General features: G+C 60.6%; 27 protein-coding genes. 15 read left to right on the top strand and 12 right to left on the bottom strand.

Features of this window, described 5'->3' with window-relative positions; translation table 11 throughout:
• Positions 1–38 precede the first annotated feature (38 nt).
• Both ACYJ11_RS12100 and ACYJ11_RS12095 read right to left on the bottom strand, forming a co-directional pair.
• Positions 39–317 (bottom strand): hypothetical protein, encoded by a 279-nt coding sequence (locus ACYJ11_RS12100; RefSeq protein WP_461647954.1) that lies wholly within the window; start codon positions 315–317, stop codon positions 39–41.
• Positions 318–435: 118 nt separating this feature from the next.
• Positions 436–1,122 carry a VOC family protein gene (locus ACYJ11_RS12095; RefSeq protein WP_461647953.1) on the bottom strand — a complete coding sequence of 229 codons (687 nt, stop codon included), beginning with the start codon at positions 1,120–1,122 and terminating at the stop codon, positions 436–438.
• 121 nt (positions 1,123–1,243) lie between these two features.
• On the opposite strand from ACYJ11_RS12095, the gene ACYJ11_RS12090 reads away from it, so the two are divergent.
• Both ACYJ11_RS12090 and ACYJ11_RS12085 read left to right on the top strand, forming a co-directional pair.
• Positions 1,244–1,924, top strand: coding sequence for a hypothetical protein (locus ACYJ11_RS12090; RefSeq protein WP_421641492.1), 681 nt, complete (start codon positions 1,244–1,246; stop codon positions 1,922–1,924).
• Between the two features lie 47 nt (positions 1,925–1,971).
• The gene (locus tag ACYJ11_RS12085; RefSeq protein WP_461647952.1) at positions 1,972–2,382 is read left to right on the top strand and encodes a hypothetical protein; all 411 of its coding nucleotides are present in this window, start codon (positions 1,972–1,974) and stop codon (positions 2,380–2,382) included.
• 8 nt (positions 2,383–2,390) lie between these two features.
• Here ACYJ11_RS12085 and ACYJ11_RS12080 read toward each other — a convergent pair whose 3' ends face one another.
• From ACYJ11_RS12080 to ACYJ11_RS12070, 3 genes are all read right to left on the bottom strand, one after another.
• Positions 2,391–2,600, bottom strand: a complete 210-nt coding sequence (locus tag ACYJ11_RS12080; protein WP_004515598.1) for a ribbon-helix-helix domain-containing protein — start codon at positions 2,598–2,600, stop codon at positions 2,391–2,393.
• Positions 2,601–2,644: 44 nt separating this feature from the next.
• Positions 2,645–2,815: a hypothetical protein gene (locus ACYJ11_RS12075; RefSeq protein WP_188976337.1), complete on the bottom strand. Its 171-nt coding sequence runs from the start codon at positions 2,813–2,815 to the stop codon at positions 2,645–2,647.
• Positions 2,816–3,061: 246 nt separating this feature from the next.
• Entirely contained in the window at positions 3,062–4,237 is a 1,176-nt protein-coding gene (locus ACYJ11_RS12070; protein ID WP_461647951.1) for a M24 family metallopeptidase, read from the bottom strand.
• 134 nt (positions 4,238–4,371) lie between these two features.
• On the opposite strand from ACYJ11_RS12070, the gene crtD reads away from it, so the two are divergent.
• The 7 genes from crtD to ACYJ11_RS12035 all read left to right on the top strand — a co-directional run bounded on the left by crtD (position 4,372) and on the right by ACYJ11_RS12035 (position 10,539).
• A complete protein-coding gene (crtD, locus tag ACYJ11_RS12065; protein WP_461647950.1) occupies positions 4,372–5,859 on the top strand; it encodes a carotenoid 3,4-desaturase in 1,488 nt (495 codons plus the stop codon).
• 3 nt (positions 5,860–5,862) lie between these two features.
• Positions 5,863–6,747, top strand: coding sequence for a prenyltransferase (locus ACYJ11_RS12060; protein ID WP_461647949.1), 885 nt, complete (start codon positions 5,863–5,865; stop codon positions 6,745–6,747).
• Positions 6,740–7,621, top strand: a complete 882-nt coding sequence (gene cruF, locus ACYJ11_RS12055; protein ID WP_461647948.1) for a bisanhydrobacterioruberin hydratase — start codon at positions 6,740–6,742, stop codon at positions 7,619–7,621. Before ACYJ11_RS12060 ends, cruF begins: the two co-directional genes overlap by 8 nt.
• Before the next feature lie 85 nt (positions 7,622–7,706).
• The gene (locus ACYJ11_RS12050; protein WP_461647947.1) at positions 7,707–8,543 is read left to right on the top strand and encodes an RAD55 family ATPase; all 837 of its coding nucleotides are present in this window, start codon (positions 7,707–7,709) and stop codon (positions 8,541–8,543) included.
• A gap of 133 nt (positions 8,544–8,676) precedes the next feature.
• Positions 8,677–9,549 (top strand): hypothetical protein, encoded by an 873-nt coding sequence (locus tag ACYJ11_RS12045; protein WP_461647946.1) that lies wholly within the window; start codon positions 8,677–8,679, stop codon positions 9,547–9,549.
• Positions 9,542–10,183, top strand: a complete 642-nt coding sequence (locus tag ACYJ11_RS12040) for a hypothetical protein (protein ID WP_461647945.1) — start codon at positions 9,542–9,544, stop codon at positions 10,181–10,183. Before ACYJ11_RS12045 ends, ACYJ11_RS12040 begins: the two co-directional genes overlap by 8 nt.
• A gap of 32 nt (positions 10,184–10,215) precedes the next feature.
• A complete protein-coding gene (locus ACYJ11_RS12035) occupies positions 10,216–10,539 on the top strand; it encodes a transcription factor S (protein WP_005535209.1) in 324 nt (107 codons plus the stop codon).
• A gap of 886 nt (positions 10,540–11,425) precedes the next feature.
• Here the strand turns inward: ACYJ11_RS12035 and ACYJ11_RS12030 are convergent.
• Both ACYJ11_RS12030 and ACYJ11_RS12025 read right to left on the bottom strand, forming a co-directional pair.
• Positions 11,426–13,459 (bottom strand): hypothetical protein, encoded by a 2,034-nt coding sequence (locus tag ACYJ11_RS12030; protein WP_461647944.1) that lies wholly within the window; start codon positions 13,457–13,459, stop codon positions 11,426–11,428.
• 256 nt (positions 13,460–13,715) lie between these two features.
• On the bottom strand, positions 13,716–14,495 hold the full coding sequence (locus ACYJ11_RS12025; RefSeq protein WP_461648436.1) for a winged helix-turn-helix domain-containing protein: 780 nt from the start codon (positions 14,493–14,495) through the stop codon (positions 13,716–13,718).
• 305 nt (positions 14,496–14,800) lie between these two features.
• On the opposite strand from ACYJ11_RS12025, the gene ACYJ11_RS12020 reads away from it, so the two are divergent.
• On the top strand, positions 14,801–15,628 hold the full coding sequence (locus ACYJ11_RS12020; RefSeq protein WP_461647943.1) for a hypothetical protein: 828 nt from the start codon (positions 14,801–14,803) through the stop codon (positions 15,626–15,628).
• A gap of 76 nt (positions 15,629–15,704) precedes the next feature.
• Here ACYJ11_RS12020 and ACYJ11_RS12015 read toward each other — a convergent pair whose 3' ends face one another.
• Entirely contained in the window at positions 15,705–15,977 is a 273-nt protein-coding gene (locus ACYJ11_RS12015) for a DUF7553 family protein (protein ID WP_170098055.1), read from the bottom strand.
• 180 nt (positions 15,978–16,157) lie between these two features.
• Between ACYJ11_RS12015 and ACYJ11_RS12010 the strand changes: the two genes are divergently transcribed.
• From ACYJ11_RS12010 to ACYJ11_RS12000, 3 genes are all read left to right on the top strand, one after another.
• The gene (locus tag ACYJ11_RS12010; RefSeq protein WP_461647942.1) at positions 16,158–17,468 is read left to right on the top strand and encodes a phosphoribosylamine--glycine ligase; all 1,311 of its coding nucleotides are present in this window, start codon (positions 16,158–16,160) and stop codon (positions 17,466–17,468) included.
• A 90-nt stretch (positions 17,469–17,558) separates the two neighbouring features.
• Positions 17,559–17,810 (top strand): DUF7127 family protein, encoded by a 252-nt coding sequence (locus ACYJ11_RS12005; RefSeq protein ID WP_170098057.1) that lies wholly within the window; start codon positions 17,559–17,561, stop codon positions 17,808–17,810.
• Between the two features lie 106 nt (positions 17,811–17,916).
• On the top strand, positions 17,917–18,927 hold the full coding sequence (locus ACYJ11_RS12000) for a DUF368 domain-containing protein (protein ID WP_461647941.1): 1,011 nt from the start codon (positions 17,917–17,919) through the stop codon (positions 18,925–18,927).
• A gap of 5 nt (positions 18,928–18,932) precedes the next feature.
• Here the strand turns inward: ACYJ11_RS12000 and ACYJ11_RS11995 are convergent, their stop codons facing one another.
• Together ACYJ11_RS11995 and ACYJ11_RS11990 are read right to left on the bottom strand one after the other, a co-directional pair.
• On the bottom strand, positions 18,933–20,036 hold the full coding sequence (locus tag ACYJ11_RS11995) for an NADH:flavin oxidoreductase/NADH oxidase (protein WP_461647940.1): 1,104 nt from the start codon (positions 20,034–20,036) through the stop codon (positions 18,933–18,935).
• A gap of 98 nt (positions 20,037–20,134) precedes the next feature.
• Entirely contained in the window at positions 20,135–21,100 is a 966-nt protein-coding gene (locus tag ACYJ11_RS11990; protein WP_461647939.1) for a beta-ribofuranosylaminobenzene 5'-phosphate synthase family protein, read from the bottom strand.
• Positions 21,101–21,221: 121 nt separating this feature from the next.
• On the opposite strand from ACYJ11_RS11990, the gene ilvD reads away from it, so the two are divergent.
• On the top strand, positions 21,222–22,949 hold the full coding sequence (ilvD, locus tag ACYJ11_RS11985; RefSeq protein WP_461647938.1) for a dihydroxy-acid dehydratase: 1,728 nt from the start codon (positions 21,222–21,224) through the stop codon (positions 22,947–22,949).
• Positions 22,950–23,023: 74 nt separating this feature from the next.
• Here ilvD and ACYJ11_RS11980 read toward each other — a convergent pair whose 3' ends face one another.
• Complete coding sequence (locus tag ACYJ11_RS11980) at positions 23,024–23,266, bottom strand: hypothetical protein (RefSeq protein WP_005535231.1); 243 nt, start codon at positions 23,264–23,266, stop codon at positions 23,024–23,026.
• A gap of 326 nt (positions 23,267–23,592) precedes the next feature.
• On the opposite strand from ACYJ11_RS11980, the gene ACYJ11_RS11975 reads away from it, so the two are divergent.
• Positions 23,593–24,945: an ATP-binding protein gene (locus ACYJ11_RS11975; RefSeq protein ID WP_461647937.1), complete on the top strand. Its 1,353-nt coding sequence runs from the start codon at positions 23,593–23,595 to the stop codon at positions 24,943–24,945.
• On the opposite strand, the gene ACYJ11_RS11970 is transcribed toward ACYJ11_RS11975, so the two are convergent.
• Positions 24,942–25,661 carry a metal-dependent hydrolase gene (locus ACYJ11_RS11970; RefSeq protein ID WP_005535234.1) on the bottom strand — a complete coding sequence of 240 codons (720 nt, stop codon included), beginning with the start codon at positions 25,659–25,661 and terminating at the stop codon, positions 24,942–24,944. The genes ACYJ11_RS11975 and ACYJ11_RS11970 overlap by 4 nt on opposite strands.
• Positions 25,662–25,709: the final 48 nt, after the last annotated feature.

The following is a 25,709-nucleotide window of genomic DNA, read 5'->3' as shown; positions in this document are numbered from 1 at the left end:
ACAATAGACGCGGTCTGGACGGTCCACCTATGATTCGACTACGGTGAGAGAAGTCGCTGCAACAGTCCGTTCCACACGCGAATGCCGTGGTTCCACGCTTGCCAGTAGGTGTCGAAGAACTGGGGTGAACCACTGTCAGTGTGGCGCAGTCGAGTCGTGATCTGGGTGTGGCACACCGGGCACCGGTAGTGCGTGCTACCGCGCCGTTCGACCACGATCCAGTCACCGTCGTACCTGCTCTGGTGCCCACAGTCCGGACAGAACAGCGTCGCCTTCGCAGGGACACCGTTCTCAGTCCGGGAGTCAGTCGGGGACATCCTCGACTCGAACGTGGCTCTCGATACGAAAAGAACCTACCTATGAGGGGCCTATACGGCTACTAGTACAGGGGGAGGTCATTATATCCGTCCGGGTGGCACGGAGAACGGTGGCCGCTTACGCAGAAACCAGCGTCAGGTAATGGCCGTCCGGATCCCGGATTCGCACGCCCTCGTCGACGGAGGTGACCGAGAAGGCGTCGTCAGCGACCTCCCTGGCCGTCGATTTCGGGTCGTCGGCGACGACGCCGAAGTCCACATGGACGCCGCCGCGGGCGTCGGCAATGCCGAGCCGTGGTGACCACAGTTCCAGATCGAGGTCGCCGGTCGACAGCCTGACCCGGCCTTCGTCGCGGCCGTCGTCAACTAGTTCGAACCCAAGGGTAGTGTAGAACTCCACTGCCGAGGAGAGGTCCTCGACTTCGAGGACGAGTTCGAACAGGCTCGTGACGCCAGTGCCGTCGACCGCCCGCTCACCGAGTTCCACACAGTTACCCTGCGGATCGTAGAAATACAGCGAGCGAACATCCCCGAAAGAGTGTTCGACCAAGTCGAAGCGCTCGTCCAGTCGGTCGTACCAGTCGTCGTACTCCCGCTCGGGAATCGTGAGCGCATAGTGTGTGTGGAGCCCACCGCGCGGAACCGCCCCCGGCGCGCGGAGTCTGATCTCGGTGTCGCCGGCCGCGAGCACAGCCTCGTCTGTCCCCTCTGAAAGTACGTCGAGTTCCAGAAAGGCCTCGTAAAACGCCGTCGCACGGTCGGGATACTTCACCTCTAGCGTGAGCCACGCGGGCGATGAGAGCATATCGGCGCTTCGACCGCCACCGACAAAGCCGCTGTGGACGCCGTTTCGAGGGCGAAACAACCCCAGCACGCGTGTTTCCCGTTCTCGACCATTTATTCCCGTCAGGCTCGTACGGAAGCGTATGCCAATGAAAGGTCAGGACGAAGCGACAGAGTGGCTGGAGACGAATCGCTGGGAGCGCGGCGTGAGCTACATTCCGTACCCCGACGAAATGATGGTCCGGGCGAGCCACGTCCTCAAGACGGAGGCCGGCGTGTTCGTCGTCGACCCGATAGACGTCGACGGTATCGACGACCTGTTCGCCGAGTTCGGCGAGGTCGCCGGTGTCATCATCCTGCTGGATCGGCACAAACGCGACAGCGCCGCCGTTGCGAACCGACACGACGCGTCGGTGTATATCCCCGACTGGATGTCAGGTGTCGAAGAAGATATCGATGCACCGGTCGAACGCATGCACCAACAACTGCCGGGCACGGACTACGGCGTTCACAAGATTATCAACAACGGATTCTGGCAAGAAGCCGCGCTGTATGGCGACGAAGACGACACGCTCGTCGTCCCCGAGGCGGTCGGGGCGGCGGACTACTTCCTCGCCGGCGACGAACGCCTCGGCGTCCATCCGATGTTGCGTCTGTTCCCGCCCAAGAAGCTCAGCCGCCTCAATCCCGAGCGAGTCCTGGTCGGACACGGTGAGGGCGTGATGGAAGACGCTGCCGAGGCCATCGCCTACGCACTTCGCGGGTCCCGCGGCCGGACACCGGGGCTGTATGCGAAGAACCTCAAGTCGCTCGTGCTCGGCTAAATCGGGTCAAACGACGCCGTTTTACCCGGGCCGTGCGAAAGTATGGCGTGGTCTACGTCACACGCGGACTCGTCGAAACGCTGTTACGGCTCGCCAGCGAGGCCGAACCTGATGACGTGACGATTTCGCTGGCCGTCACGCCTGCAGAGGAGCTTCCTGATGCGGATCTACCGGACGAGACGCCGGTATTCACTGATTTCTATCTCCCGTCAGCGGGGGCCTCAGTGAATGCAGTGTTTGGCGTCGATCTGGGGACGCCGGCCGGCCAGACGCAGGGCCGGTTCGTCTCCCATCCCGACGGATACATGGGAGTCAGCAAGACTGATGACCTGCACGAGGTGGTCTTCGTCGGCATCCCGCCGTGGGATCTCGACGCCTTCGGGGCCTTCGATAGAGCCGGACAGGCGCAGGAAATCACCGTTCTCGACGTCGAACCGCCGGAAAAGTATCCGCAGTAGCGACCCGACTACTCCAGATAGCCCAGGTCCCGCAACTGGTCGGTGATGTCCTGAAACTGCGCTTCGGTCAGTTCCCCTTCCCGCTGGTGTTCGACGACGATACTCCGAAGCAGGAACCGAACGAGGTCGGACGTACTGGAGAAACTCGTCCCTTCGATCGTCTCTTCGACGCGCTCCGCGAGGTCCTTCGGAATCGATACTGTGGTGTAATCGGACATGTCGGCATGGAGGCGTGCCGTCGGGATATGCGTTGTGTCCCAGTTCAGCGCGGGTCCGTGGCCTCAGTGTCGAACTGGCCCATCGTGGCGTGATTGGTCGGCGAGAACATCTTCGGCGCACGGCGGGACCGGGACTGGTCGTCCGCGTCGTCGAAGGGCAGCGTGGTTGTCGGGTACGAGTCGTCGTTTCGGGGGGTCGTGATTCGTGTTGTCATCCTGGGGGTCGTGTCGGCCGTCGTCTGTGGTTTGTGGGCGGTTCGGTGTCGGGTCGGCGTGCGGGGCGTACGTCGGATACAAGCATTAGGTATCACCACCTTTCGACCCATCCATAATAAATGTTCATGATGAAGGTGCGGAAAATGCTGGTGCATGGTAACAAGTGTATTGATAAGGGATAGCACATCTGGAACCGATGGCCAAAATGAGACTTCTGCTACGACTTTCGGGCCTCTTCGGCTAGCTTAGACGACGAACTGGATCTCGTACTCGGTCAGGTTCTCGTAGCCGTCGGCGGTGACGACGGCGATGTCTTCGATTCTGACTCCACCGACATCAGGGTCGTAGAGGCCGGGCTCGATAGTGACGATGTGCCCCGGTTCGAGTTCGCCGCCGCTCGGTGACAGCTGTGGCAGCTCGTGGACATCCAGCCCGACGCCGTGGCCAGTGCTGTGGATGAACCCCGTCTCAGTTCGCTCGTCGTCACGCAGTGTCGGCTCGCCGGCGTCCTCGTACACATCGCACACGGCGTCGTGTACGTCTTCACCAGTCGCGCCGGGTTCAAGCGCGTCGAACGCGGCCTCCATCGCGCGCTCAGTGAGGTCGTACCACTCACGTATCGTCTCGCTTGGCTCGCCTTTCACGAACGTCCGCGTCATGTCGGCGTGGTACTTCGTCGCCTTGTCCTGCGGGAAGATGTCGATGATAATCGGCTCGTGGGCGACGAGCGGCCCGCTCCCAGAGTCGTGAGGGTCCGCAGCGTCCGCCCCGCAGGCGACGATGGTTTCGTCCAGTGAACAGCCGTGCCGGAGCAGCGTCACCTCGATCTCCTCTTTCACTCGCTCGCTCGTCAGCGTCTCGCCGTCGAATTCGAGCGTGTCGTCGGCAACAATCATCGACGCTTCGAGCAAGGATTCGGCCGCCGCCATCGCCGCTTCGTTGGCCCGCTGTGCCGTCCGGATGTGGTCGACTTCTGTCTCGGTTTTCGTCGCCCGGATTTCCGTGACGATGCCGTCGGTGTCCGCCGTCACGTCAACGCCGCGTGCCCGCAGACCGTCCGCGGTCCGGAGCGGGAACCGCGGCGGCACGGCCACGCTGTCTACGTCATAGGCTGCGAGGAAGTCCGCGAGAACGTGCGAGACCGCCTCGTCCGGGCCGTACTCCTCGACTTTCCGCTGATGGTCGAAATCGACGTATCGTTCGACAGTCTCGGCCCGCGACTCGCGCTTTGCGCGACCGAACTCAAGACTCCGTGGGAAGAGGAGATGCGTGTCACCATCGTATAGCGTGATGAACGGGTCCGGCGCGTCGAAACCCGAGAGATAGTACTGGTCTGACACCTCGGAATCCGCGTCAAGGAGGTAGCCATCGACGCCGGCGTCATCGAGATATGCGTCCAGTGCTGCAAGGTCAGGTTCCATACGTGTCAGTCTGTTCCCCATGCCCATATACGTCTCCCACTGAGCCGCTCGGTGTCCCGACATATGGCCACGAGTGTCATACCGATGCAGTTTGGCCGCTCATTTATTGACGTTCCAGCCCCTCAATACTAGTAATGAGTGACTTGTCCGGTGAAGACGTGACCGTTGTCGGTGGCGGTATCGGTGGGCTCTCCGCTGCGTGCTACCTTGCGGATGCAGGTGCGAACGTCTCGCTACTGGAGAAAAACGAGCAGCTCGGGGGCCGTGCGTCCCGGCTGGAGGTCGACGGGTTCCGGTTCGACATGGGTCCGTCGTGGTACCTGATGCCCGACGTGTTCGAGCGCTTCTTCGCGTACTTCGGCAAGGAGCCCCGCGACTACTACGACCTCCAGCGGCTCGACCCGCACTACCGCATCTTCTTCAAGGACGGCGACCAGATCGACGTGACCGGCGACAACGACGAGATGCAAGAGAAGTTCGAGGAGTACGAGCCCGGCGCGGGCGAGGCGTTCGAGGAGTATCTGTCGACCAGCGAACGTCACTACGAGACGGCGATGAACAAGTTCGTCTACGAGGACCGCTCGAAGCTTCGCGACTGGGTCGATCTCGACGTGATGACCGCCGCGCCGGTCGGCCTCCAGCTCATCGGCACGATGCAGAGCCACGTCGAGGACTACTTCGAGCACCCGAAGCTCCAGCAGATCATGCAGTACACGCTCGTCTTCCTCGGCGGCTCGCCCCGGACGACGCCAGCGCTGTACAACATGATGAGCCACGTCGACTTCAACCTCGGTGTCTACTACCCCGACGGCGGCGTCGGTGCAGTCGTCGACGGCCTCGTCGAACTCGGCGAAGAACTCGGTGTCACCTACGAGACCGACGCCGAAGTCGACGAGATTTCCCGGCGGAAGGATGGATTCCTCGTGGAGACAGTCTACGGCGACACGACCCACCCCGACGAAGTGGTCGTCAACGCCGACTACGGCCACGCCGAACGGGAACTCCTTCCTGACCACGAACGCCAGTACGACGACGACTACTGGGAGGACAAGACGTACGCACCGTCGGCCTTCCTCATGTACATGGGCGTCGAGGGCGACGTGGAGCCCCTGAAACACCACACGCTCGTCCTGCCGACGGACTGGGACCCCCACTTCGACGACATCTTCGAGGAGCCGGCGTGGCCCGACGATCCGGCGTACTACCTCTGTGTACCCTCGAAGACCGACGACACCGTCGCCCCCGATGGGCACTCGAACCTGTTCGTTCTGGTCCCTATCGCACCGGGCCTGCACGACGGCGACGAGATCCGCGAGGAGTACCGCGAGAAAGTGCTTGCCGACATCGCCGACAACACCGGCGTCGACCTGCGCGACCGCATCGTCTACGAGAAGCAGTTCGCCGTCTCCGACTTCGGCGAGCGATACAACGCCACGGAGGGCACAGCCCTCGGTCTGGCACACACACTCCGCCAGACGGCCCTGTTGCGGCCCAACAACCGCTCGTCGGCCGTCGACGGGCTCTACTTCACGGGGTCGTTCACAACGCCCGGCATTGGCGTGCCGATGTGTCTCATCAGCGGCGAACACACCGCAGAGGCGCTCATCGAAGACACCGCCTGAGTAATGCCAGAACTCCCGACCGACCGTCTCACCGCCGTTATCCCGCCGGAGGAGACGCTCGTGGGCTACCTGTTGCGGCTCTCCCGTCCGCGGTTCTGGCTCTACCTCGGTGGCCCGGTCATCGTCGGCGTCAGCTATGCGGCCGACAGCCCGGGAGAGCTGTTCTCGCCGCTGGCTATCGCGCTGTTTCTGTACTTCACCATCCCCGGAAACGTGTTCCTCTACGGCGTCAACGACATCTTCGACGCCGACATCGACGAACACAATCCCAAGAAAGACGAGGGCCGTGAGGTCAGCTACCGCGGGGACAGCGCCGTCACAGCCATCGTCGTCGCCAGCGGTGCGCTCGCGTTACTGTTCATCCTCGGATTGCCGACGCTCGGGGTTGTGGCCCTGCTCGCCTGGATTGGGCTCTCCATCGAGTACTCGGCTCCGCCGCTGCGGTTCAAGACGACACCGTTCCTCGACTCCATTTCGAACGGCCTGTACATTCTGCCCGGTGTCATTGGCTACGCCGCTATCGAAGGGGTGGCCCCGCCAGCAACGGCGGTGGTTGGCGCGTGGCTCTGGGCGATGGGGATGCACACCTTCTCGGCAATTCCCGACATCGAACCCGACCGCGAGGCCGGCATTCAGACAACCGCGACGTTCCTAGGCGAGTCGAACACCTACTACTACTGCGTGATGTGCTGGCTCATGGCATCGTTCGCGTTCAACTTCACGCACTGGGTGTTCGGCCTGCTACTGCTCGTCTACCCCGGCCTCGTCTTTGGAATTCTCGGCGTCGGCGTCGATATCGACGAGGCGTACTGGTGGTATCCGGCGATCAACACCATCGTCGGCATGGTGTTCACGCTCATCGCGCTGTGGGTGATGCTGTATGGGTAGCGGCGAAGGACGGACGCTGGCGGGAGTTCAGCTGCCGGAAACAAGGACCGACGCGACCGCGCAGTTCGACCAGTTCGTCACCGAGAACCGGTTTACCATCGCTGTCGTCTTCCCACTCGTTGGCGCGGTGACCTTGCTTGCAAGCGCCGAGGGACTCCTGCCCGATCCGCTCGCGTTCAACCCCTACTTCGTCCTGTTCGGGACGTTCGTGATGCGGCTTCCGCTGGCGGCCGGCGTCTTCCCGCTCGTGGACCGCCGTGCCGGGCTTGCGCTGGTCGCGCTGACGCTCTACTCGTACGGCATCGAACTCGTCGGCGTCAGGACTGGGTTGCCCTACGGCGAATTTAGCTACGGTGTCGATCTCGGCCCGATGTTGCTCGGTGAGGTACCGTTCGGGCTCCCGGTCTTCTTCTTCCCACTGGTCCTGAACGCCTACCTGCTCGTCCTGCTGTTGCTCGGCAACAGGGCGGCGTCAACCGCGGTTCGGCTGCTGGCGACGCTGGCGACGGTCATGCTCGTCGATCTCGTACTCGATCCGGGTGCTGTGGCCATCGGCTTCTGGATCTACGAGATGCCGCAGTTCTACGGCGTCCCGTGGCAGAACTACGCCGGCTGGCTCCTGTCGGGCTCGGTCGCCGTCCTGCTGTTCGACTTCGGGTTCGACCGTGCAGGGCTCCGTCAGCGACTCCGGGACTGTCCGTTCATGCTCGATGATCTAGTGAGCTTCGTCCTGCTGTGGGGCGGTATCAACCTCTTTTACGCGAACTGGATGCCTGTCGGCCTGGCCGCGCTGCTGGGGGCCGGCCTCCTCTGGACGGACCGCTTCGACTTCGACCTCTCAGAAACCCGGCTCGGCCGTGCCGTCTGGCGGTGACGCCCTGGCGACTCGCTGTCGCTCCGCTGAGCACGACCGCCGAGACAGGCCAAGCGTTTAAGCAACCGCGTAGGTAGGTGGACGTATGGATCGAATCCCGTTCGGAATCCGCCAGCTCGACTCCATCATCAACGGTGGAGCGCCCGCCGGGAGCGTCGTCCTGCTCTCCGGCGAGGCCGGCGCTGGCTCTCGGGAGTTCATGCATACGAGCGCACTCATCAACGGGCTCGGGAAGGTAGACGGCGAGCTGCACGACCTCTACTACGGCGACCTCTCGGCCGACGCCGTCGCCCCAGAAGAAGTTCATTACATCTCATTTACCGCGAACGAGTCGCAACTGGTCAGCGAGATGCGGCTGGCGATGGACGACGACGTGGTCGACAAAGGGAGCGAGGCGGTCGAGTTTCACGACCTCTCGGAGCGGTACTTCCACATTAGTCCGGTGCCACGGGACTGGTACGCCAGCGAAACCGCGTCGATTACCGACCTCCGGGCGCGTCACGAGCGAGAGGACCTGCTCGGGACGCTGGGCATGGTTCTGAACGAGGTGTCGGCAGGCAACCTTGTCGTCATCGACTCGCTGTCGGACCTCGTCAGCGCGACGGACGAGGAAGTCAGCTGGTCGGACATCAGCTCGCTCGTTCAGGGGATCCAGAAGGCGGCCCACCAGTGGGGTGGCCTCATCCTCTTACACGTCAATCCAGAGACGCTGTCGTCGGTACAACACGGACAGCTCGTCGATGCCTCCCACGGCACAATGGAGTTCGCGTGGGAATCCGGCGGTTCCACCCGGGCCCGGACCCTCGTGGTCCAGCAGTTCCGCGGCGTCCTCTCACAGATCGAGGACGAGGACATCGTCCAGTTCGAGACGGAACTTGGCGAGGCCGGCTTCGATATCAGCGACGTGCGCAAGATTCGATAGCGATAGTCGGCGGGACAACTGGCAGTAGCTGTCGACAGAGAACAACGAGAGCGGTGCTGAGTGGTCGCTTCCACTCTCGGTATCTGAAATCGGCGGTAAACCCTTATCAGTCTTGTTCGTCAAGGGTGTCGTAATGTCCTCCGAGTCGACTGATGACGGAGGAGTGTACGTCGAGCTATCTGCAGATCTAGACGAGTGGCTGACCGAGCAGGCCGAGACGCTCGGCGTGCCTCGCGACGCCGTCATGGAGCAACTGTTGGCCGCATATATGACGGCAGCTGACTCGGACGACGAGATAGATGACCTGCTCCAGCCGTCGGCAGACGAACTAGATGCCGTCGTCGCCGCGACCGTGGACGAGAAGCTGAACGGCTCAGTCGAAGCAGCGACCGAGAGCGCTGTCAGTTCCCATCTCCCCGATATCGTCGACACGGTGGAACGCCAGCTTTCCGACCGGTTCGACGCGCTGGAAGCGGACTTTCAGACGAAGATCGACGACGTCCGCGAACGCGTCGTGCAGGTCAAACGGGAGGCCGACGCGAAAGCGCCAGCCGACCACAGCCATGAGGAGTTCGACCGCATCGAGACACTCTCACGAGAGATTGAAGAGATAGAGACGGAACTCGCCGCGCTGCGAGGTGAGGTGACCGACTCGCTCGAAACACAGGACGAGCGAGTCACCGACATCGACGCCCGTCTCGACGATGTCGAAGACAAACTCACCCGCGTCGCCTGGGTCGTCAGCGACCTCCGCGACGACCAGGGCGGCCGGGACCAGAACCAGAAAGCGGTCGACCGGCTGAAACGCGCCGCGGCACAGGAGAACATCTCGACGGCACGATGTTCGAACTGTGACGAACAGGTCGAGATCGGACTACTGACCGAACCCCAGTGTCCACACTGCAACACGACAGTGTCGGATGTGCGGCCCGAGGGCGGCATTATCCGCTCGAAGGCGCGGCTAGTGGCCGCAGCACAGCTTGAATCGGGCAAGACCAATGAGTGACGACGACCGAGACCCCTTCGACGAGCTTGACCCCGCGGAGGACCGCGAGGGCGACCCGTTCGAGCGACTCGGTTCGGAACCTGACGACGCGGACGGCTCGGCAGAGCCACGCCGGCCACCCGACGACGGGTGGCCAGGCAGCGAATCGAGCGACGAACCGGCCGACGATGCGTCCGAGACGAGATCCAGTGCAACCGATGGTGATGATGACGACCTGCTCTCGGCCGTCGACACGGAAGAGTTCCGTTCGGATTCGGCGACTGAATCGGACAGTCCCTTTTCCGGGTCGTCACCCGACCCGGACGACCCGTTCTCGGGGATGGACGACCGCGGCGAGGACCCCTTCGGGAGTGGCGAGAGCGCGTTCGAGCGGGTCGACGTCGACCACATCGACGCCGACAAAGTGTGGGCAGAAATCGCTGAGGACGACGAACGTGAAACCGCGCCCGAGAGCCGTTACGCAGAGGTATCGAAACACCGCTACTGCGAGCAGTGTGAACACTTCTCTGCACCGCCGAACGCACACTGCACGAACGAGGGAACTGAGATCATGGAGTTTCTGGACATGGAGACGGTCCGACTGCTGGACTGTCCGGTCGTCGCCGAGCAACACGAGATCGAGGACGAGCAGTAACGGCTTTTTGTTTCGGTGTTCGACGAGCGTGTATGCAGTTCTGCGACGACTGTGGCTCGATGATGCACGCCGATGGTGACGAGATGGTCTGTCAGTCCTGTGGCGCGCGGGTCGCGAAAGACGAGGACCGCGCGGCGGCGTTCGTCAGCACGGACGAACAGAGCGACGACGAACTGATCGAGACCGAAGAAGGCTCGAACTTCGAGGGGAAGCCCACGGCCGACGACGTGACCTGTGAGGAATGCGGACACGGAAAAGCGTGGTACACGATCAAACAGACCGGGTCAGCCGACGAACCGCCGACGCGGTTCTTCAAGTGCCAGGACTGTGGCCACCGGTGGCGAGAGTACAACTAAGACATACCTGAAGCCACCGTATTCGGCAGATTCGTGGTTTTGTGCCTTGGTAAGATTGTATCGGTGTAGCGTCCACTCGAAGCGTTGGTTCCGGGTGAATTAGTATTACCGACTGAGCTTAGCAATCCCTTCTTCGTCTTGTGGTTCTAGCTTTGTACAAGACGTTTGAGATTACTCGAAGTCTATTTTTGTCCTCGAAATAGAGACTTCTGGAACGAAGGACGGCATAAGCGCGTCTGGTGCGAGTGCTTTTGTAAGATTCTACCTCCGTACCGTCGTGGAAAAAGGCTTAATATCCTGAAATCACTTGACGCCTACGGCGGCTATGCCGGTGTGTCACTTCTCGCGCCAAAAGAAGACGACAGAGTACCACAGGCAAACACCCCATACTCTCACGCCCATACCTTCCTCTAGATACCGGGCGTATCGGCGGAGGATTTCTACCCACTGTCAAGAGACACATCAAACACGTTGAAGACGCGACCGAGGAGAACCATCCTCTGGATGAGGCAGTGTCCGTGCAAACTCACGACTCGTCACAGGTGGAAGCCCCCCAATGCTGTGAAAGAACGTAAGGCAAACCTTGACCGGGAGCGTGGAACGACAACGGCCTTTCCACAAGAGCTTGGGTGAATCTTCCCCTACTCCGATGTCGTTTGGACACCAGAGATACGCCCGAGTACGTAGAGGAGTGGTGTGCCTGTCTTCGCCTTTGAAAAGAGGGAGAACTTTCCAGCCGTGGTATCTTCCGGTTCCGGCGACTCGGTAAGTTCTCTGTTTATTCTGAGGCGATGAGATGAGAATATCATATTAGAGTGGGAGTTATGGAGGCAAATTTACTGGTAAAAACGGTATAGAGGAAAGCGCATATCCTACTCCAGAGGTTTTACAAAAACTGTGGAATTTCGGTTAATATTCGCTGCCCATATTGACTTACCGCTCCCAATCCTGCAAAGGTCGATTCGGCGGCATTAATCGTACTGAGTGCGGTATCCAACCACTGCTGGTATTCTTCCAAATTTGATGTATTATCAGGAGGCGCTGGGACTTCCTCCTGTACTTCCTCTGGAACCATTTCCCAATATAGTTGCATAAAATCAGACAATTCTTGTTGAATCTCAGCTTTAGATGTGGCAACAGCAGCGGCATTTGCGGAGGCCTCAGCTGAACCACCGACATAGTATTTTTCAGTTGTATTATCTTTTTCTTCTTGTAGTCTTTGTTTTTCTTCTTCTAAGTCCTGAATGCGTTGGCCCATTTTCCGAATCCGCTTCTTCTGCTCTTTGTGTTCAACAAAATCATCCATCGCTCCCTCATCTCTGAGTGCTTTGAAAGCCCATTCGTCGGCGCTGCCATCGTCACTCCTTAACGAATTTTCAATTTCATCGCTATAAGCAGAAAATCGGAGATATTTAGCTAACAATTCTGAACTATTTGATTCAAGCCCGGCCTTTTCTTCTAAAGCCTTGGAATAATTCTCGATACTTGGTTGGGAGTCAATATTTGCAGAAACATCAAGAATAATTCCTCCCACTTCAGAAGTGTCAAATTCAACTGAGGTGAATGTCAAGAGGTAATTAAACCAAACACGTGGCGTAATCGCGATCCCCTCCGGCCACTCTCCTTCTTGGTATCCGAAATCAGCGGCTCTTGTAACTGTGTTATCTAAAGTTAGCAATAGAGGGCCGATATTGTGCCGCCCATCAACACCATTTCTCAATTCAACGGTTTTAGCTAAGATGCTACCGTCGTGTTGCAAGACAGGTGGCTTCTTTGGTCGCTTATTTCGTTTTGAGTTTATTTTATCAACTATATCTTTAGCAAATTCTACTTCTTCAGATAAATCAAATGGTTTTTCAAACTGTTCTATTTGATATTGGGCTTCAACTTCTATAGTCCACCTTTGTATATACGATCGATATTCACCCCACTCCATTGTCTTATTCCTTAGCTCTCTGTATCTTCTATTCCAATCCTTCAAAAACTGATTCTCAAAAGTCTCAGAGCTATAATTTGAATCTTTCAAACCACTCATTTCTCTAATCGCACCATCGATAGAGCGTTGAAGATCATCAACGGTCTCTGGATAGTAATATAATTCAAAATCTAATCCATTTGATCTCTCAACTACATTTCGAATTAGCGGATGTTCGTTATCGGATTCGCACAATAAATCTTGTATAACGTTAGAATCAAAGAAAATTTTCCTCTCTTCTTCAGGTATGTTAGGAATATCAATACTATCGTCATCTTTCTCTAACAAATCCGTATTGATGATTGCGACATAAACCGTACCCACGAATTTCTTAAGATTCTCTCCCGGATCTTTGAGATATTTAACTAAACTTTCTTTAAATGCCCCAGGATGTTCAAGTCGCGTTTCTGCAACAACATTATCAATCAAATCGACGAATTCTGCCGTGTAGATTACATCCTGATTAGCCTCATCAACTATTTCTGTCGTCTCCTCAAGTTTATCTACGTATTTATCAATAAATTTAATAAACGCAGATTCGAGATTATTATCAACAAAGTGAGTATCAAGATCTCTCGGATGTTCATTTAGAACCTGTTTAAATTCGTCCCAGCACTCGTCAATAAGCTCATCAGAGTTGTCAAGATCTTTTTGTTTAACTCGTTTATAAGAATAGCCTTCTAAATGGCGTACATACACCTCTTCTTCATCATTATCATCATCATCAGCAGTGAGCTGATCTAACCCTGATATAATTTGTATTTCATCAAAACGAACACCAGTCTCTTGTTCTAATATTTCGGCAATATCAGCGACTTCAAACTCAGTAGGGCATTCTTCTGAGAATACAGCCCATTCAACGTAACCTGCACATATCTCCTTTCGTTGGTCACGTAATCGGCCTTGCACCAATGGGGCCATCTGAAGAAGAGTGTTACTTTCCATACTTCTAAGTGGTAAGTATGGGACTTCAAATTATTTATAACCCCTCTAGCGGTCCACCTCTTTTTCTGCGAGGAAATCGGTAAGGTCATTCTCTCCTTGGTTCGTCTGCGGTTCGTCGGTCGCAGTATCAGTTGTCTTGCCCATCGCCCTAAAGTATAGACTAAATTAGGTATTCTCCCAACGCAGTCTGGCGATTACTGCCGCTCAGAGCAAACCCCCTACGACAGGACTGTGGCCACCGATGGCGTGAGTACAACTAGAGCAGCGAATCCAGAATCCGGAGCTCTTCCTCCTCAGATATTTTGTCGGAGTCCATACACGCGTGGACGACTTTGTGGACAAGCTCCGGGTCCTGAAACGGCTGTGGCGAGCCGCCGCCGTCGGCGACGGTTTCGACCTGCCCTTCGAGTTCGGCCAGCTGTGCGGAGAGGTCTTCGACAGTCGACTGGAACGTAGTCAGCGTGGTATTCACTTCGCCGGCCGCTGTCTCGACCGCCGTTGGCGAGCGGTCGCCATCGGCGGGCGCAGTATCAGGGCCTGACGCTTGACTGTCGGCTCCGTCGGGGTTGTCTGTTGACTCCGGCGATTGGGTATCGGATGCCTGGGTTTCTGCCTCGTCCGAGATCGTCGCAGATTCGTCTTCTCCATCGCTGAAAACGGCGTTTGCGAACGCTTCTCGGTTCGCCCAGTCGAACCCGTCGATCCCGTTGACGCGGTTGCTCACCGTCGAGGCAGTGACGCCGAGCTTCTCCGCGAGGTCTCGTTGGGACGCGGTGGGGTGTTTCTGGATTGCGCGGATCGTCTCACGTTCTGTCGACGAGAGGTCCGCAGGGGCTGGATACGACTGTGACTCCGTCGACGGGTCACTCTGTGACTGGTCGGCTGTTTCGGTCTCGTCGGCCTCAGCCGGATCGCCGTGTTCCTCAAGAACTCGCTCGACCAACTCCGCTGTCGCGCTCGGTACTTCGGCCGCAAGCTCTGCGATGGACGCCTCTGGGTTCTCGGCCGCTACGTCGAGTATTTGCTTGTGACGCATCGATTTGGGGGCCGTTCGGCCGTTCGTTGATTTACTCATTGATATCACCACGTAGGGAAGGTACCGCCACCCAATCCCCCAACCTGATATACGTTTGACTGAAACCAACGGAATTGTCAAAAGCTTTTGGTTAGTCACAAACATTAATTAAGATGTTATTTAATCTGACACCACCTGCCTTCGCAGCGACACAGACTTCCCAGGTCACGGAGACAGGTCTATTCCGGGCCGAACTGGAAACGGTCGGTCAAAACTGAATCCGAGCGTTCTGAAAGCATTTATCCGGGGCAGGGTAACGCAGAGCCATGTACCGCCGCCGCGTTCTGGCGCTCTGCGGACTGGCTATCACCGGTGCAGGCTGTCAGGGAGAGACCGAGGATACCGGGACAGTGACGCCAGTGCCGTCACCAGGCATCAGCGAAACCGACACTGGGTCGCCGCCCGCGGTGACAGTTACGGACGCCGCAGTGACGCCCGGCGCCGTGGTCCCCGGCACCGACTCGATCACTGTCCAGTCAGCCGATGGCCAGTTCCTCGTGCTGACAGCGGCTGTCAAAGGTTCGGGAACAGACCGCACCGCGTTTTCACTCAGATTCGACGGGTCGACGTACAGCCCACAGAGGTTGAGGAACGGGTTGTATCGCGACGGTGAATGGGGTAAGCAGTTCACCGAGACCGGTGGACCGCTGGTCTTCGATCTCCCGGCAACCGGCTCAGCCAGCGACGCCAGACTGTCCTGGCCGGGCGGGGAGTGGACGCCGCCGGAGGAAGTTCAGAACAGGCTCAAAGCGCCGTTACCGTCATTCGACGTGACTCTCGACGGACCGGAGCGCGTTACTGAGCCGGCCATGCCGACGCTCGAAATAACGGTCACGAACACGGGCGACACTGCTGGGCGGTACGTAATCGCACTCAACCGAACCGGTCCGCGCGTCGCCTACGCACCCGTCGGCCGGTTTGACGGGGACCTAGCGCCCGGGGAAACGGAGCGCATCAAACACGACGGAAAGAGTCCCTACGTCGACGAGACGGAGCCGCGTGAAGTCACGTATCACCTGCGAGCCCCGGAAGATCACAACGACGCGACACACCGAATCAAGCCGGTCGACGAGGAAACCGTGACTGAGTCATAGGGACCTGTCGTGTTCGAGACCCGTCTGTACGTATCGAGAAGTCACCAGAAAGCTATGCTGGCGCAGGAGCGCCGCCTCAGACCCCTTCGAGGTCGGACCGGTACTCGTTGATCGCGTCGTCGGCGTCTTCGATGGCACCAGCCACGTCTTCTGCGTCACCGCTACTCAGGTCGTTGAGCGCCGACTGGATACGGGCGAGCCGGCCGTGGTCCGGGCCGCGTTCGGCGGTCGCAAGGGTATCGAGCTGGTCAGCGAGTTCGGCGAGGCGTTCGCTCGCCTCGTCGCTGTCAGTGTCTTCGGCCGCCGATTCGAGCAGTTCACTCGCGGACGCGAGTTCGTCGCGTGTCATACGTGGGGATTTACAGATGGGGACTAAAACGGTTCGGCTTACGGAAGTGGGTTTATTTAAATATATCAGTGGGTATCGAGCAGCCGGGCATGACTGGCCGGTTCGCTGCCATCGCGATAGCAATGACTTGCGGCCGCCAGGACAGACAACTTTTACCCCGTGCCCACTCGCAGACGTGCCATGGCAAACTTCCTCTTCTGTTCGCTGGACGCAGCGCTCATCGGCGACATTGCGTGGCAGGTCACCGAGGAGGGACACGACGTTCGCTATTACATCGAGGCCGACAGCGATCAGGAGATCGCCGACGGGTTCGTCCCCAAAACCGACGACTGGCGGGGGGACCTCGACTGGGCCGATGTCGTCATCTTCGACGACATCTGGGTCGGCAGCGACATCGGCACCGGCGAGATTGCACAGGAACTCCGGGCCGAAGGCCACGCCGTCGTTGGCGGGACACCCAACACGGACACACTCGAAGAGGACCGCGGCTACGCGATGGAGGTCCTCGAAGACCACGGCGTCAACACTATCGAGCATCACGTCTTCGAGGACTTCGACGCCGGCATCCAGCACGTCAAAGAAAATCCCGCTCCGTACGTCATCAAACCGCTGGGGGAAGTCCAGAACGTCAAGCGGCTCCTCTACGTCGGCAACGAGGACGACGGCAGCGACATCGTCGACGTGCTGAAGGCATACAAGAAGGCGTGGGGCCACCGGATGAAAGGCTTCCAGCTGCAGCGAAAGGTCGAGGGCGTCGAAATCGCCGTCTGTGGCTTCTTCAACGGCGAGTCGTTCGTCGAACCGATCAACTTCAACTTCGAGCACAAGAAGCTGTTCCCGGGCAACATCGGTCCCTCGACCGGCGAGATGGGGACTTCGATGTTCTGGGCCGGCCGGAACGAGCTGTTCGCGGAGACGCTCGGCAAGGTGGAAGGCTGGCTCGCCGACGAGGGCTACGTCGGCAGCATCGACATCAACTGCATCGTCAATGAGGATGGCATCTATCCGCTGGAATTTACGCCGCGGTTCGGGTACCCCACAATCACGCTGCAAGAGGAGTCGTTCGAGTCAGAGACAGGCCAGTTCTTCCTCGACCTGGCAAATGGGCGCGACCCCGAACTGGCGGTCCATCGTGGGTATCAGGTCGCGGTTCGGGTCGTCCTCCCGCCGTTCCCGTTCGACGACGAGGAGACTTACGACGAGAACTCCCGCAACGCCGCGGTTGTCTTCGAATCGGATAGCCGCGATGGCATCCACATCGAGGACGCAAAGCGGGTCGACGGGCAGTGGCGGGTCGCCGGCGAAAGCGGGATGCCGCTGGTCGTCACGGGGAAGGGCGAGACGATGCAGGAGGCGCGGGAGCAGGCGTACGAGCGCATTGATGACATCCTCATCCCGAACCGCTACTACCGTGACGACATCGGCGAACGGTGGATCGACGGCGACGGGGACAGACTGCAGGCGTGGGGCTATCTCGGCCCGGCGTTATAAGCACAGAGTGCCTGATTGTCTCACACCGCTATCTTTGGCACGCGCCGAACGTGGAGCTTTATGTGTGTAACACATACGCACGGGTGACGAATGGACGCACAAACTGAGCGGTCGCCGCTACACGTCTCGCACACCGACCACGACGACGGCTGGACGGTCGCCGTCGACCTCGAGTCGCTACAGGTGAGCGACGACCACGTGACAGTCGACGTCATCGGAACGGAAGCGATCGTTGCCGTCGACGCCCCGCACCTCCAAACGGAGTTCGACATCGACCTGCCGGCTGCCGACGCAGCCAAGACACTCAGGAACGGCGTGCTCACGCTATCCCAGCGGAGCTAACACTGTTGCGGGCTGCCTGTCCAGCCCCGACTCCGCCGTTGTGATGCTTCCATGACAGGACGAAACTCCACAAGGGATTTCAGCGTGATACTGGAATCGTTCAGTGATGACCACCCATCCTGACCGAGACCCGAGCGACCTGTCGACGATTCGGGGCTCGGTGCCACCGCTTCGTGCGTGGATTCGAACGTTTCTCATCGGCCTCTGTATGGGCAGTGCGGACGGCGTCCCCGGTGTTTCCGGGGGCACGATCGCGCTTATTGCTGGCGTCTACGAGCGACTTATCGCCGCGATCACCGCCGTCACCCCGGGCCGGATAGTTCGGTTCTTTCGCGCGCTCGCTCCCGTTGACGGCGGTGTCGATGTCCGTGGCGCGTTTTCCGAACTCCTCGAAATAGATATCTGGTTCCTCCTCGCGCTGGTCGCCGGCGTCGCCACCGCCGTCGTCATCGTAACGCGCATCGTCCACATCGCCAGCCAGGAAACGCCGGCACTCCTCTTCGGGTTCTTCTTCGGACTCATCGCCGCCTCAGCGATAGTGCTACTGCGAAGCCTCACAGTAGACTCCCCGTTCCAGATAGGGGCCGGCGTCGTCGGCTTTCTGATCGCGTTCTTCGTGTCCGGTGTGTCGACAGCCGCCGCAGACGGTGGCGGTCTCGCACTGGTCTTTTTCGCCGGCATGGTCGGCGTCAGCGCGATGATTCTGCCCGGCATCTCGGGGTCGCTGTTGCTCATCATCCTCGGCCAGTACACTCGCATGTCAACGGCCCTCAGCGAGTTCGTCGACGCGCTCATCGCGCTCGTTACTGGCGGCCCAACCGAAGACGTGACTACGACCGCCGTGCCGGTCGTGACGTTCATTCTCGGCGGGCTCGTCGGGCTGTTCACCATCGCGCGCGTCGTCCGTCGAGCGCTCGATTACAACCGCCGGGCCACGCTGGCCTTCCTCGTCGCACTCGTCGTCGGTGCGCTGCGCGCCCCCGTCGTGGAAGTTCAGGAGAAAGTGGGTTTTTCCACGGACGTGCTCATCGCGTTCGTCGCCGCTGGTGCCGTCGGCGCGGTCTTCCTGCTCGTGCTCGACTGGTACGCCGTCGACCTCGACCTCGATAAGGTGTAGGGCAGTCAGAAGCCCCAGGCGCGACGATACTGCGGCGGCCCCTCTATTTCGTCGGTCGCGTCGAGTTCCTTCGCAGCAGTCATCGTGAAGTACGGGTCCCGGAGGTGTTCGCGGCCGACGATAGCCATGTCGGCCCGGTCGTTAGCGATGACGGCCTCGGCCTGTTCGGGCGTCGTGATGCCGCCGACAGCGCCGACGGCGATGTCCGACTCGGTTTCCTCTCGAATCCGCTCTGCGTACTGAAGCTGGTAGTTCGGGCCGGCGTAGTCGGGGCGGGATTCAGGGTGGATGCCGCCGCCGCTCACGTCGATGAAGTCCGCACCGATGTCGGCGAGTCGGTCCGACAGGCGCACGGAGTCCTCGACGGTCCATGCGTCGCGGTCGGGGAGCCAGTCAGTCGCCGAGATACGGACGAACACCGGCTTGTCGTCGGGCCAGACATCGCGGACAGCAGCGGTGACCTCCCGTGTTAGCCGCGTACGGCCCTCGAAGTCGCCGCCGTAGTCGTCCTCTCGGTGGTTCGTCACTGGCGAGAGGAACTGATGCAGGAGGTAGCCGTGGGCGGTGTGGACCTCTGCGACCTCGAAGCCGGCGTCGAGTGCGCGCTCGGCGGCGGCACGGAACGAATCGATGACAGCCTCGATACCGTCCTGATCGAGCGCTGTCGTCGGTGGGGCCTCGTCGTCTTCGTACGGCCACGGGTCGTCGCTCGGGCCGACAACCTCCCAACCGCCGTCGTCGGGCTGGAGCGGGTCGTGCCCATCCCACGGTCGTTCAATGGAGGCTTTCCGGCCAGCGTGGGCCAGCTGAATGCCCGGGACGCTGCCCTGTTCGCTGATGAACTCCGTAATCGGTTCCAGCGCCGCCGCGTGCTCGTCGCTCCAGATACCCAGGTCCTCCGGCGAGATACGGCCGCGAGCTTCGACGGCGGTCGCTTCGGTCATGACCAGCCCCGCGCCGCCGACGGCACGGGAGCCGAGGTGGGTGCGGTGCCAGTCGGTGGCGAGGCCGTCGCGGGCGTCACAGGAGTACTGGCACATCGGTGAAACCATGACGCGATTCGGGACTGTCGTCTCGCGAAGTTCTAGCGGTGAGAACAGTGCAGTCATCGACGGAGGTTTGCTGGCGAGACGGATAACCGCACTGGCGGCTGCAAGAGTCGTCGTTAGTTCCGGCGACTGGTACTGAACGGCCCGCCGCTTGGCTCCTATTCAGTCAGCGACGCACCGGTGTTCCGGGGCGCGACGACGCGGACCGTTCCGTCGACATCGGCCGCATCGAGTGCCAGCACGCCCGCTTCGCGGGCCTCCGATTCGTAGTCCGCTGTCGTCAGTCCCCAGACGGTTGGCCCCCAAGAACTCTGGCCGGCCCCTGAAATAACTGGGGCGCTTGCCAGTGAATCGACGAGCGCGCCGGCGGGCGGGCGGTAGACGCCGCCCTGTTCGTCGGCGTACCACGCACCGTTGAGTCGGCCCAGCCGCGCCGCGGCCTGTCCGAAGTCGTCGTGGTCTCTGGTCGCAATCGCGGGGAGGACCCGGCGAGTCAATAACGTCGATATCTCGTCGGCGATGCCGGGGTCGGCGCGCTCGACGGCCTGCCGCATACTCTGGTCCTCCGCACTCCCACTCTGGCCGGGATCGGTGTCCGGAACGACGACGACGAACCGCCAGTGTGCGGGCACGTCGTGATGCGCCAGCACCGGCGGCACGTCCCAGTCGCCCTCGGCCGGTGGCTCGGCTGTGAACCGCTCCGTCGGGTGGCCGCCGTCGACGACGAATCCGCCCGACTCGAACGCGGCCACGCCGACGCCGCTCCGGCCACCCCGTCCCAGCTGCGGCGCGTAGGTCCGTGCGTCAGCGGTCCGGTCGTAGGCCCGAACGACGGCGATGAGCGTCGCCAGCGAGAGCTGTGTGCCGCTTCCGAGGCCGACGTGTCGCGGGAACCGCTCCTCGACGGAGACAGCAGCGCCGGGCACGTCAAGCGCGTCGACGACTCGCTGAACGTACGGTTCGGTTGCCGGGTCGTCGCACTGCACCGTGTCGGCCCGTGTCGCCTCGACGGTCAGCCGCGGCTCGTCGAGGGCAAGCCCGACGCCCCCATAAAGGCGCTCGTGGGCGAGCGAGAGGTTCTGAAACCCGAAGTGGAGTCGCGCGGCGGTCGTGACCGTCGGCATACGGCGGCGGAGGTCCCCAACGGAAAAGAACCTGCTGTCACCGGTGGGTTTCGCCGCGCTCCCGTGTGAGACGTTACCGCGAGTACAAGTTATTTATGGTTACTCACGGCATCGCTCAAATATGAGCAAGCAGGAACGGCAAGAGCGTCCGGAGAAAGACCCGGACCTCCGGAGTACTGAAGTGACGGAGGGGTACGAGAAAGCGCCTCACCGCGCGATGTTTCGCGCGATGGGGTACGACGACGAGGACCTGTCCTCGCCGATGATCGGCATTGCGAACCCCGCCGCCGATATCACGCCGTGTAACGTCCACCTCGACGACGTGGCCGACGCCGCCTACGAGGGTATCGACGACACCGAAGGGATGCCGATCGAGTTCGGGACCATCACCATCTCAGACGCTATCTCGATGGGGACTGAGGGGATGAAAGCGTCGCTCATTTCCCGCGAGATAATCGCCGATTCGGTCGAACTCGTCACCTTCGGCGAGCGGATGGACGGCATCGTCACCATCGGCGGCTGTGACAAGAACATGCCCGGGATGATGATGGCCGCCATCCGGACGGATCTGCCGAGCGTCTTCCTCTACGGCGGGTCCATCATGCCCGGCGAACACGACGGTCGCGAAGTCACTATCCAGAACGTCTTCGAGGGCGTCGGTGCGGTCGCTGACGGCGAGATGAGCGAGGGCGAACTCGACGAGATGGAACGCCACGCCTGCCCCGGTGCGGGCTCCTGTGGCGGGATGTTCACCGCCAACACGATGGCCTCTATTTCCGAGGCACTCGGCTTCGCGCCGCTTGGGTCGGCCTCCCCGCCGGCCGAACACGAGTCCCGCTACGAGGAAGCCCGCCGGGCCGGCGAACTCGCCGTCGAGGTGGTGCAGGAACGTCGTAGCCCCTCGGACTTCCTCACCCGCGAGTCCTTCGAGAACGCCATCGCCCTGCAGGTCGCGGTCGGCGGTTCGACCAACGCCGTCCTCCACCTGCTCGCGCTCGCGGCGGAGGCCGGCATCGACCTCGACATCGAGACGTTCAACGAGATCAGCGCCCGGACGCCCAAAATCGCCGACCTCCAGCCCGGCGGCGAGCGGGTCATGAACGACCTCCACGAGGTCGGCGGTGTCCCGGTCGTGTTGCGGGCCCTAAACGACGCCGGCCTGCTTCACGGTGACGCGCTCACCGTCACGGGCAACACGATTGCGGAAGAACTCGAACAGATCGATCCGCCAACGGTCGAGGATCTCGATGTGGACTATCTCAACACTGTCGACGACCCGATCCACGAGCGCGGCGCGATCCGCATCCTCTCGGGCAACCTCGCGCCCGACGGCGCGGTCATCAAGATCACCGGCGAAGACCACCTCCACCACGAGGGACCGGTCCGCGTGTTCGAGCAGGAAGAAGGAGCCATGGAGTACGTGCAGGAAGGCCACGTCGAGTCCGGCGACGTGATCTGCATCCGCAACGAGGGGCCACAGGGCGGCCCCGGGATGCGCGAGATGCTTGGCGTGACCTCGGCCGTCGCTGGCCAGGGTCACGCCGAGGACGTGGCACTGTTCACCGACGGCCGCTTCTCCGGCGCGACCCGCGGCTTCTCTATCGGCCACGTCGCCCCCGAGGCGTTCGTCGGCGGCCCCATCGCCGCGCTGGAGGACGGCGACACCGTCACTATCGACATCGACGACCACGAACTGTCGGTTGACCTCACCGATGACGAAATCGAGCAGCGCCTCGAAGACTACGACCCAGAACCGACGTACGACAGCGGCGTGCTGGCGAAGTACCACAGCGACTTCGGCTCCGCGGCCAACGGTGCGGTGACGAACCCCGGTGCGAAGTGGGACTGAGTCGAACCGGTCACAGCCTCAAATCACAGGACAGGCAGTTTAGCCCCGACAGTATCGTCGAGTGAGTCGTGGACTCACGTCCGTGTGACCGTGATGAGCCCCTCTTTCAGCGCCGCTTCGAACCGCTCGTCCAGTGTCATCTGGTCCCAGCCGTCCGGCCGGTTCTCAGCGGCGATTGCAGAGAGCGACTCGACCAGCGACCTGTGGAGGAACCGTCCGTTCTCGCCGCACTCGCTGCAGGTTCTGATGATCGACCGAACCTCGAAGTCCCGCTCGACGGCCTCCTGGCATCGGGCACACACGTACGTTTCGGACACAGCTGACCATAGGCCGTCCGGATACTCGGATGTTGTGAATCCTTTCATCTGAGAATCATGATTGGCTATTGACTGTCCTGCTGACGGCCCTTTCTATCGATGATCACCGAACAGTTCCCTAATCTGGGGACAGCCATCGTGATACGAGCGTGCTCTATAGCGACCAGTCAGCCCAGTTAGCGGGCCGCCACAGAAAACGATCGGCCACTACGGACGGCGCTGGCCAGTATTGGTCGTAGGGACTCGTCCCGCTGTTGTATCCTGTTCTATCTTTATCATGACTGCTAAACCTATTTACAATCACAGTACAAACCGTGGGCGTGTTGATGTCCCCGCCGACCGTCCTCCTCATCGCTGTCGATACTGCTGCCGGAGAGCAGTTACAGGCAGCACTTGAACAGGCAGCAATCGACGCAACAGTCGAGACAACCAAGCCCGAATGCGTCGATACGACGCTGCTACGTACCGCGGTTGACTGCCTCGTCGTCCCGGTGACGTGTGGGGGCATGGCGGGCGGACACATCGCGGAGGCGGCCACCGGCCTCTATCCGAACCTCCCCGTTATAATGTACGGCAGTGAGGCGGACCGCGGAGAGCATATTCGGACGGTTGCTGACGACGATCTCGGGTCGCCGGAACTGGCAGCCGCAGTCGGTGCGGCACTCGAAAACCGTGAGACGATGGCTGCACGACCGGCATCCCGGCCGGAGACGATTCTCGCCACGATGTTCGAACGGTACTCCGAGCACCTGTACGTGAAAGACGATGACAGGCACTATTTGTTGCTCAACGATTCGTCGTATGCACCTCCGGAACTGCTCGGCCGTCGGGACGAAGACGGGCTTCCTGCCGGGGCGACGTATCTGGATGCAGCACGCGGTGACGACCTACAGGTCATCAACGACGGGACCGACATCCTCGACGTCCACGAGTTCTCGCCGTCGATGGGGAAACACCTCCGAACGTCGAAGATCCCCTGGTACGACGAGACAGACGAGCTAATCGGCCTCATCGGTATGACACAGGACATCACCGACCAGAAGGAGCGCGAACGGCTCCTCAGACAACAGAACGAACGCCTCCGGAAGGTGGCGCTGCTGGCCGCACACGAACTCCGAAACGAACTCCAGGTGTCAACCGGCCATCTCTCGCAGATCGAAGCCGACGACGAACATATTGGCGCTGTGGAGCAGTCCATCGAGCGACTCTCCAGTATCGTCGATAAAGTCGTCTCGCTGGCGTCGAGCGATTCCCCAGCGTTCGAGCCCGAACAACAGTGGCTCTCGACGGTCGTCTGGGACGTGTGGAGTTCGCTATCGCTCGAAGCGGCATCGCTCGAAGTGACATCCGACAGGCGACTGCTGGCGGACGCAGAGTCGATGCGCCTGTTTCTTGAGATCCTGCTCTCGAACGCCGTTGAGCACGGCGGGCCCGACGTTGCGATTCGCGTCGGTGCCACCTCGTCGGGCTTTTTCGTCGCGGACGATGGCCCTGGCGTAGATATTTCGCCACCGGAGCGGGTGTTCGAAGCGGGGTACGCGTCGGAGAAACAAAACAGCGGGTTCGGACTCTACATCGCTAACCGGATCGCAAAAGAACACGGCTGGTCGCTGTCCGTCGATGACAGCGAGGACGGCGGCGCGCGGTTTACCGTGACCGACGTGGAACGACCCGATTAGAGCTCGAAGGTCTCGTCGCCGTCGAGGACGTGGACCTCGGCGTCGCTTCCGGTGCCTTTGACCTCGTTCACGAAGTCCTGCGTGTCGATTTCGATGGGCGGGAACGTGTCGTAGTGCATCGGGAACGCGTGGTCGACGTCCAGCCAGTCGACGGCGACGGCGGCCTGCATCGGTCCCATCGTGAAGTGGTCACCGACCGGGACGGCTGCGGCGTCCGGTTCCAGGAACGGGCCGATGACGTCGCGCATCTCCGTCATGAGGCCGGTATCGCCGGCGTGGTAGAACGTCGTCGACTCCGCGTCGCTGACCTGCGTCGGCTTCGTGTCCGAGATGATGAACCCGCCCGGCATCCCGCCGCTCGTGCCGTAGCTGGTATCCATGCCGTTCGTGTGGTCGGCGCGGTGCATCGTGACGAAAGCGTCGCCGATCTCGACGGTGCCGCCGAGGTTCATCCCCATGCCGCCGACGGCGTCGAACTCGCCGAAGTTGTCCTCGCAGTACTCGACGATTTCGGGCGTGGCCACGAGCCCACTGCCCTCGTAGCGGTCCACGTCGCCGATGTGGTCGGCGTGGCCGTGGGTCAACAACACGTAGTCCGGGTCCAGTTCCTCGGGGTCGGTGTCTGTGTGTGGGTTATCGAAAAACGGGTCGATGAGCAACTCGGTGTCGTCGACTGTCACGTGCCACGTCGAATGGCCGTACCATGTGAGTTCCATACCGGATACACGCTACTCGCGGCGTCTACTTAATAGTACACCGACGAC

Source organism: Haloarcula sp. H-GB5 (genome assembly GCF_054850705.1).
This window is presented reverse-complemented; position numbering and strand designations above follow the sequence as displayed.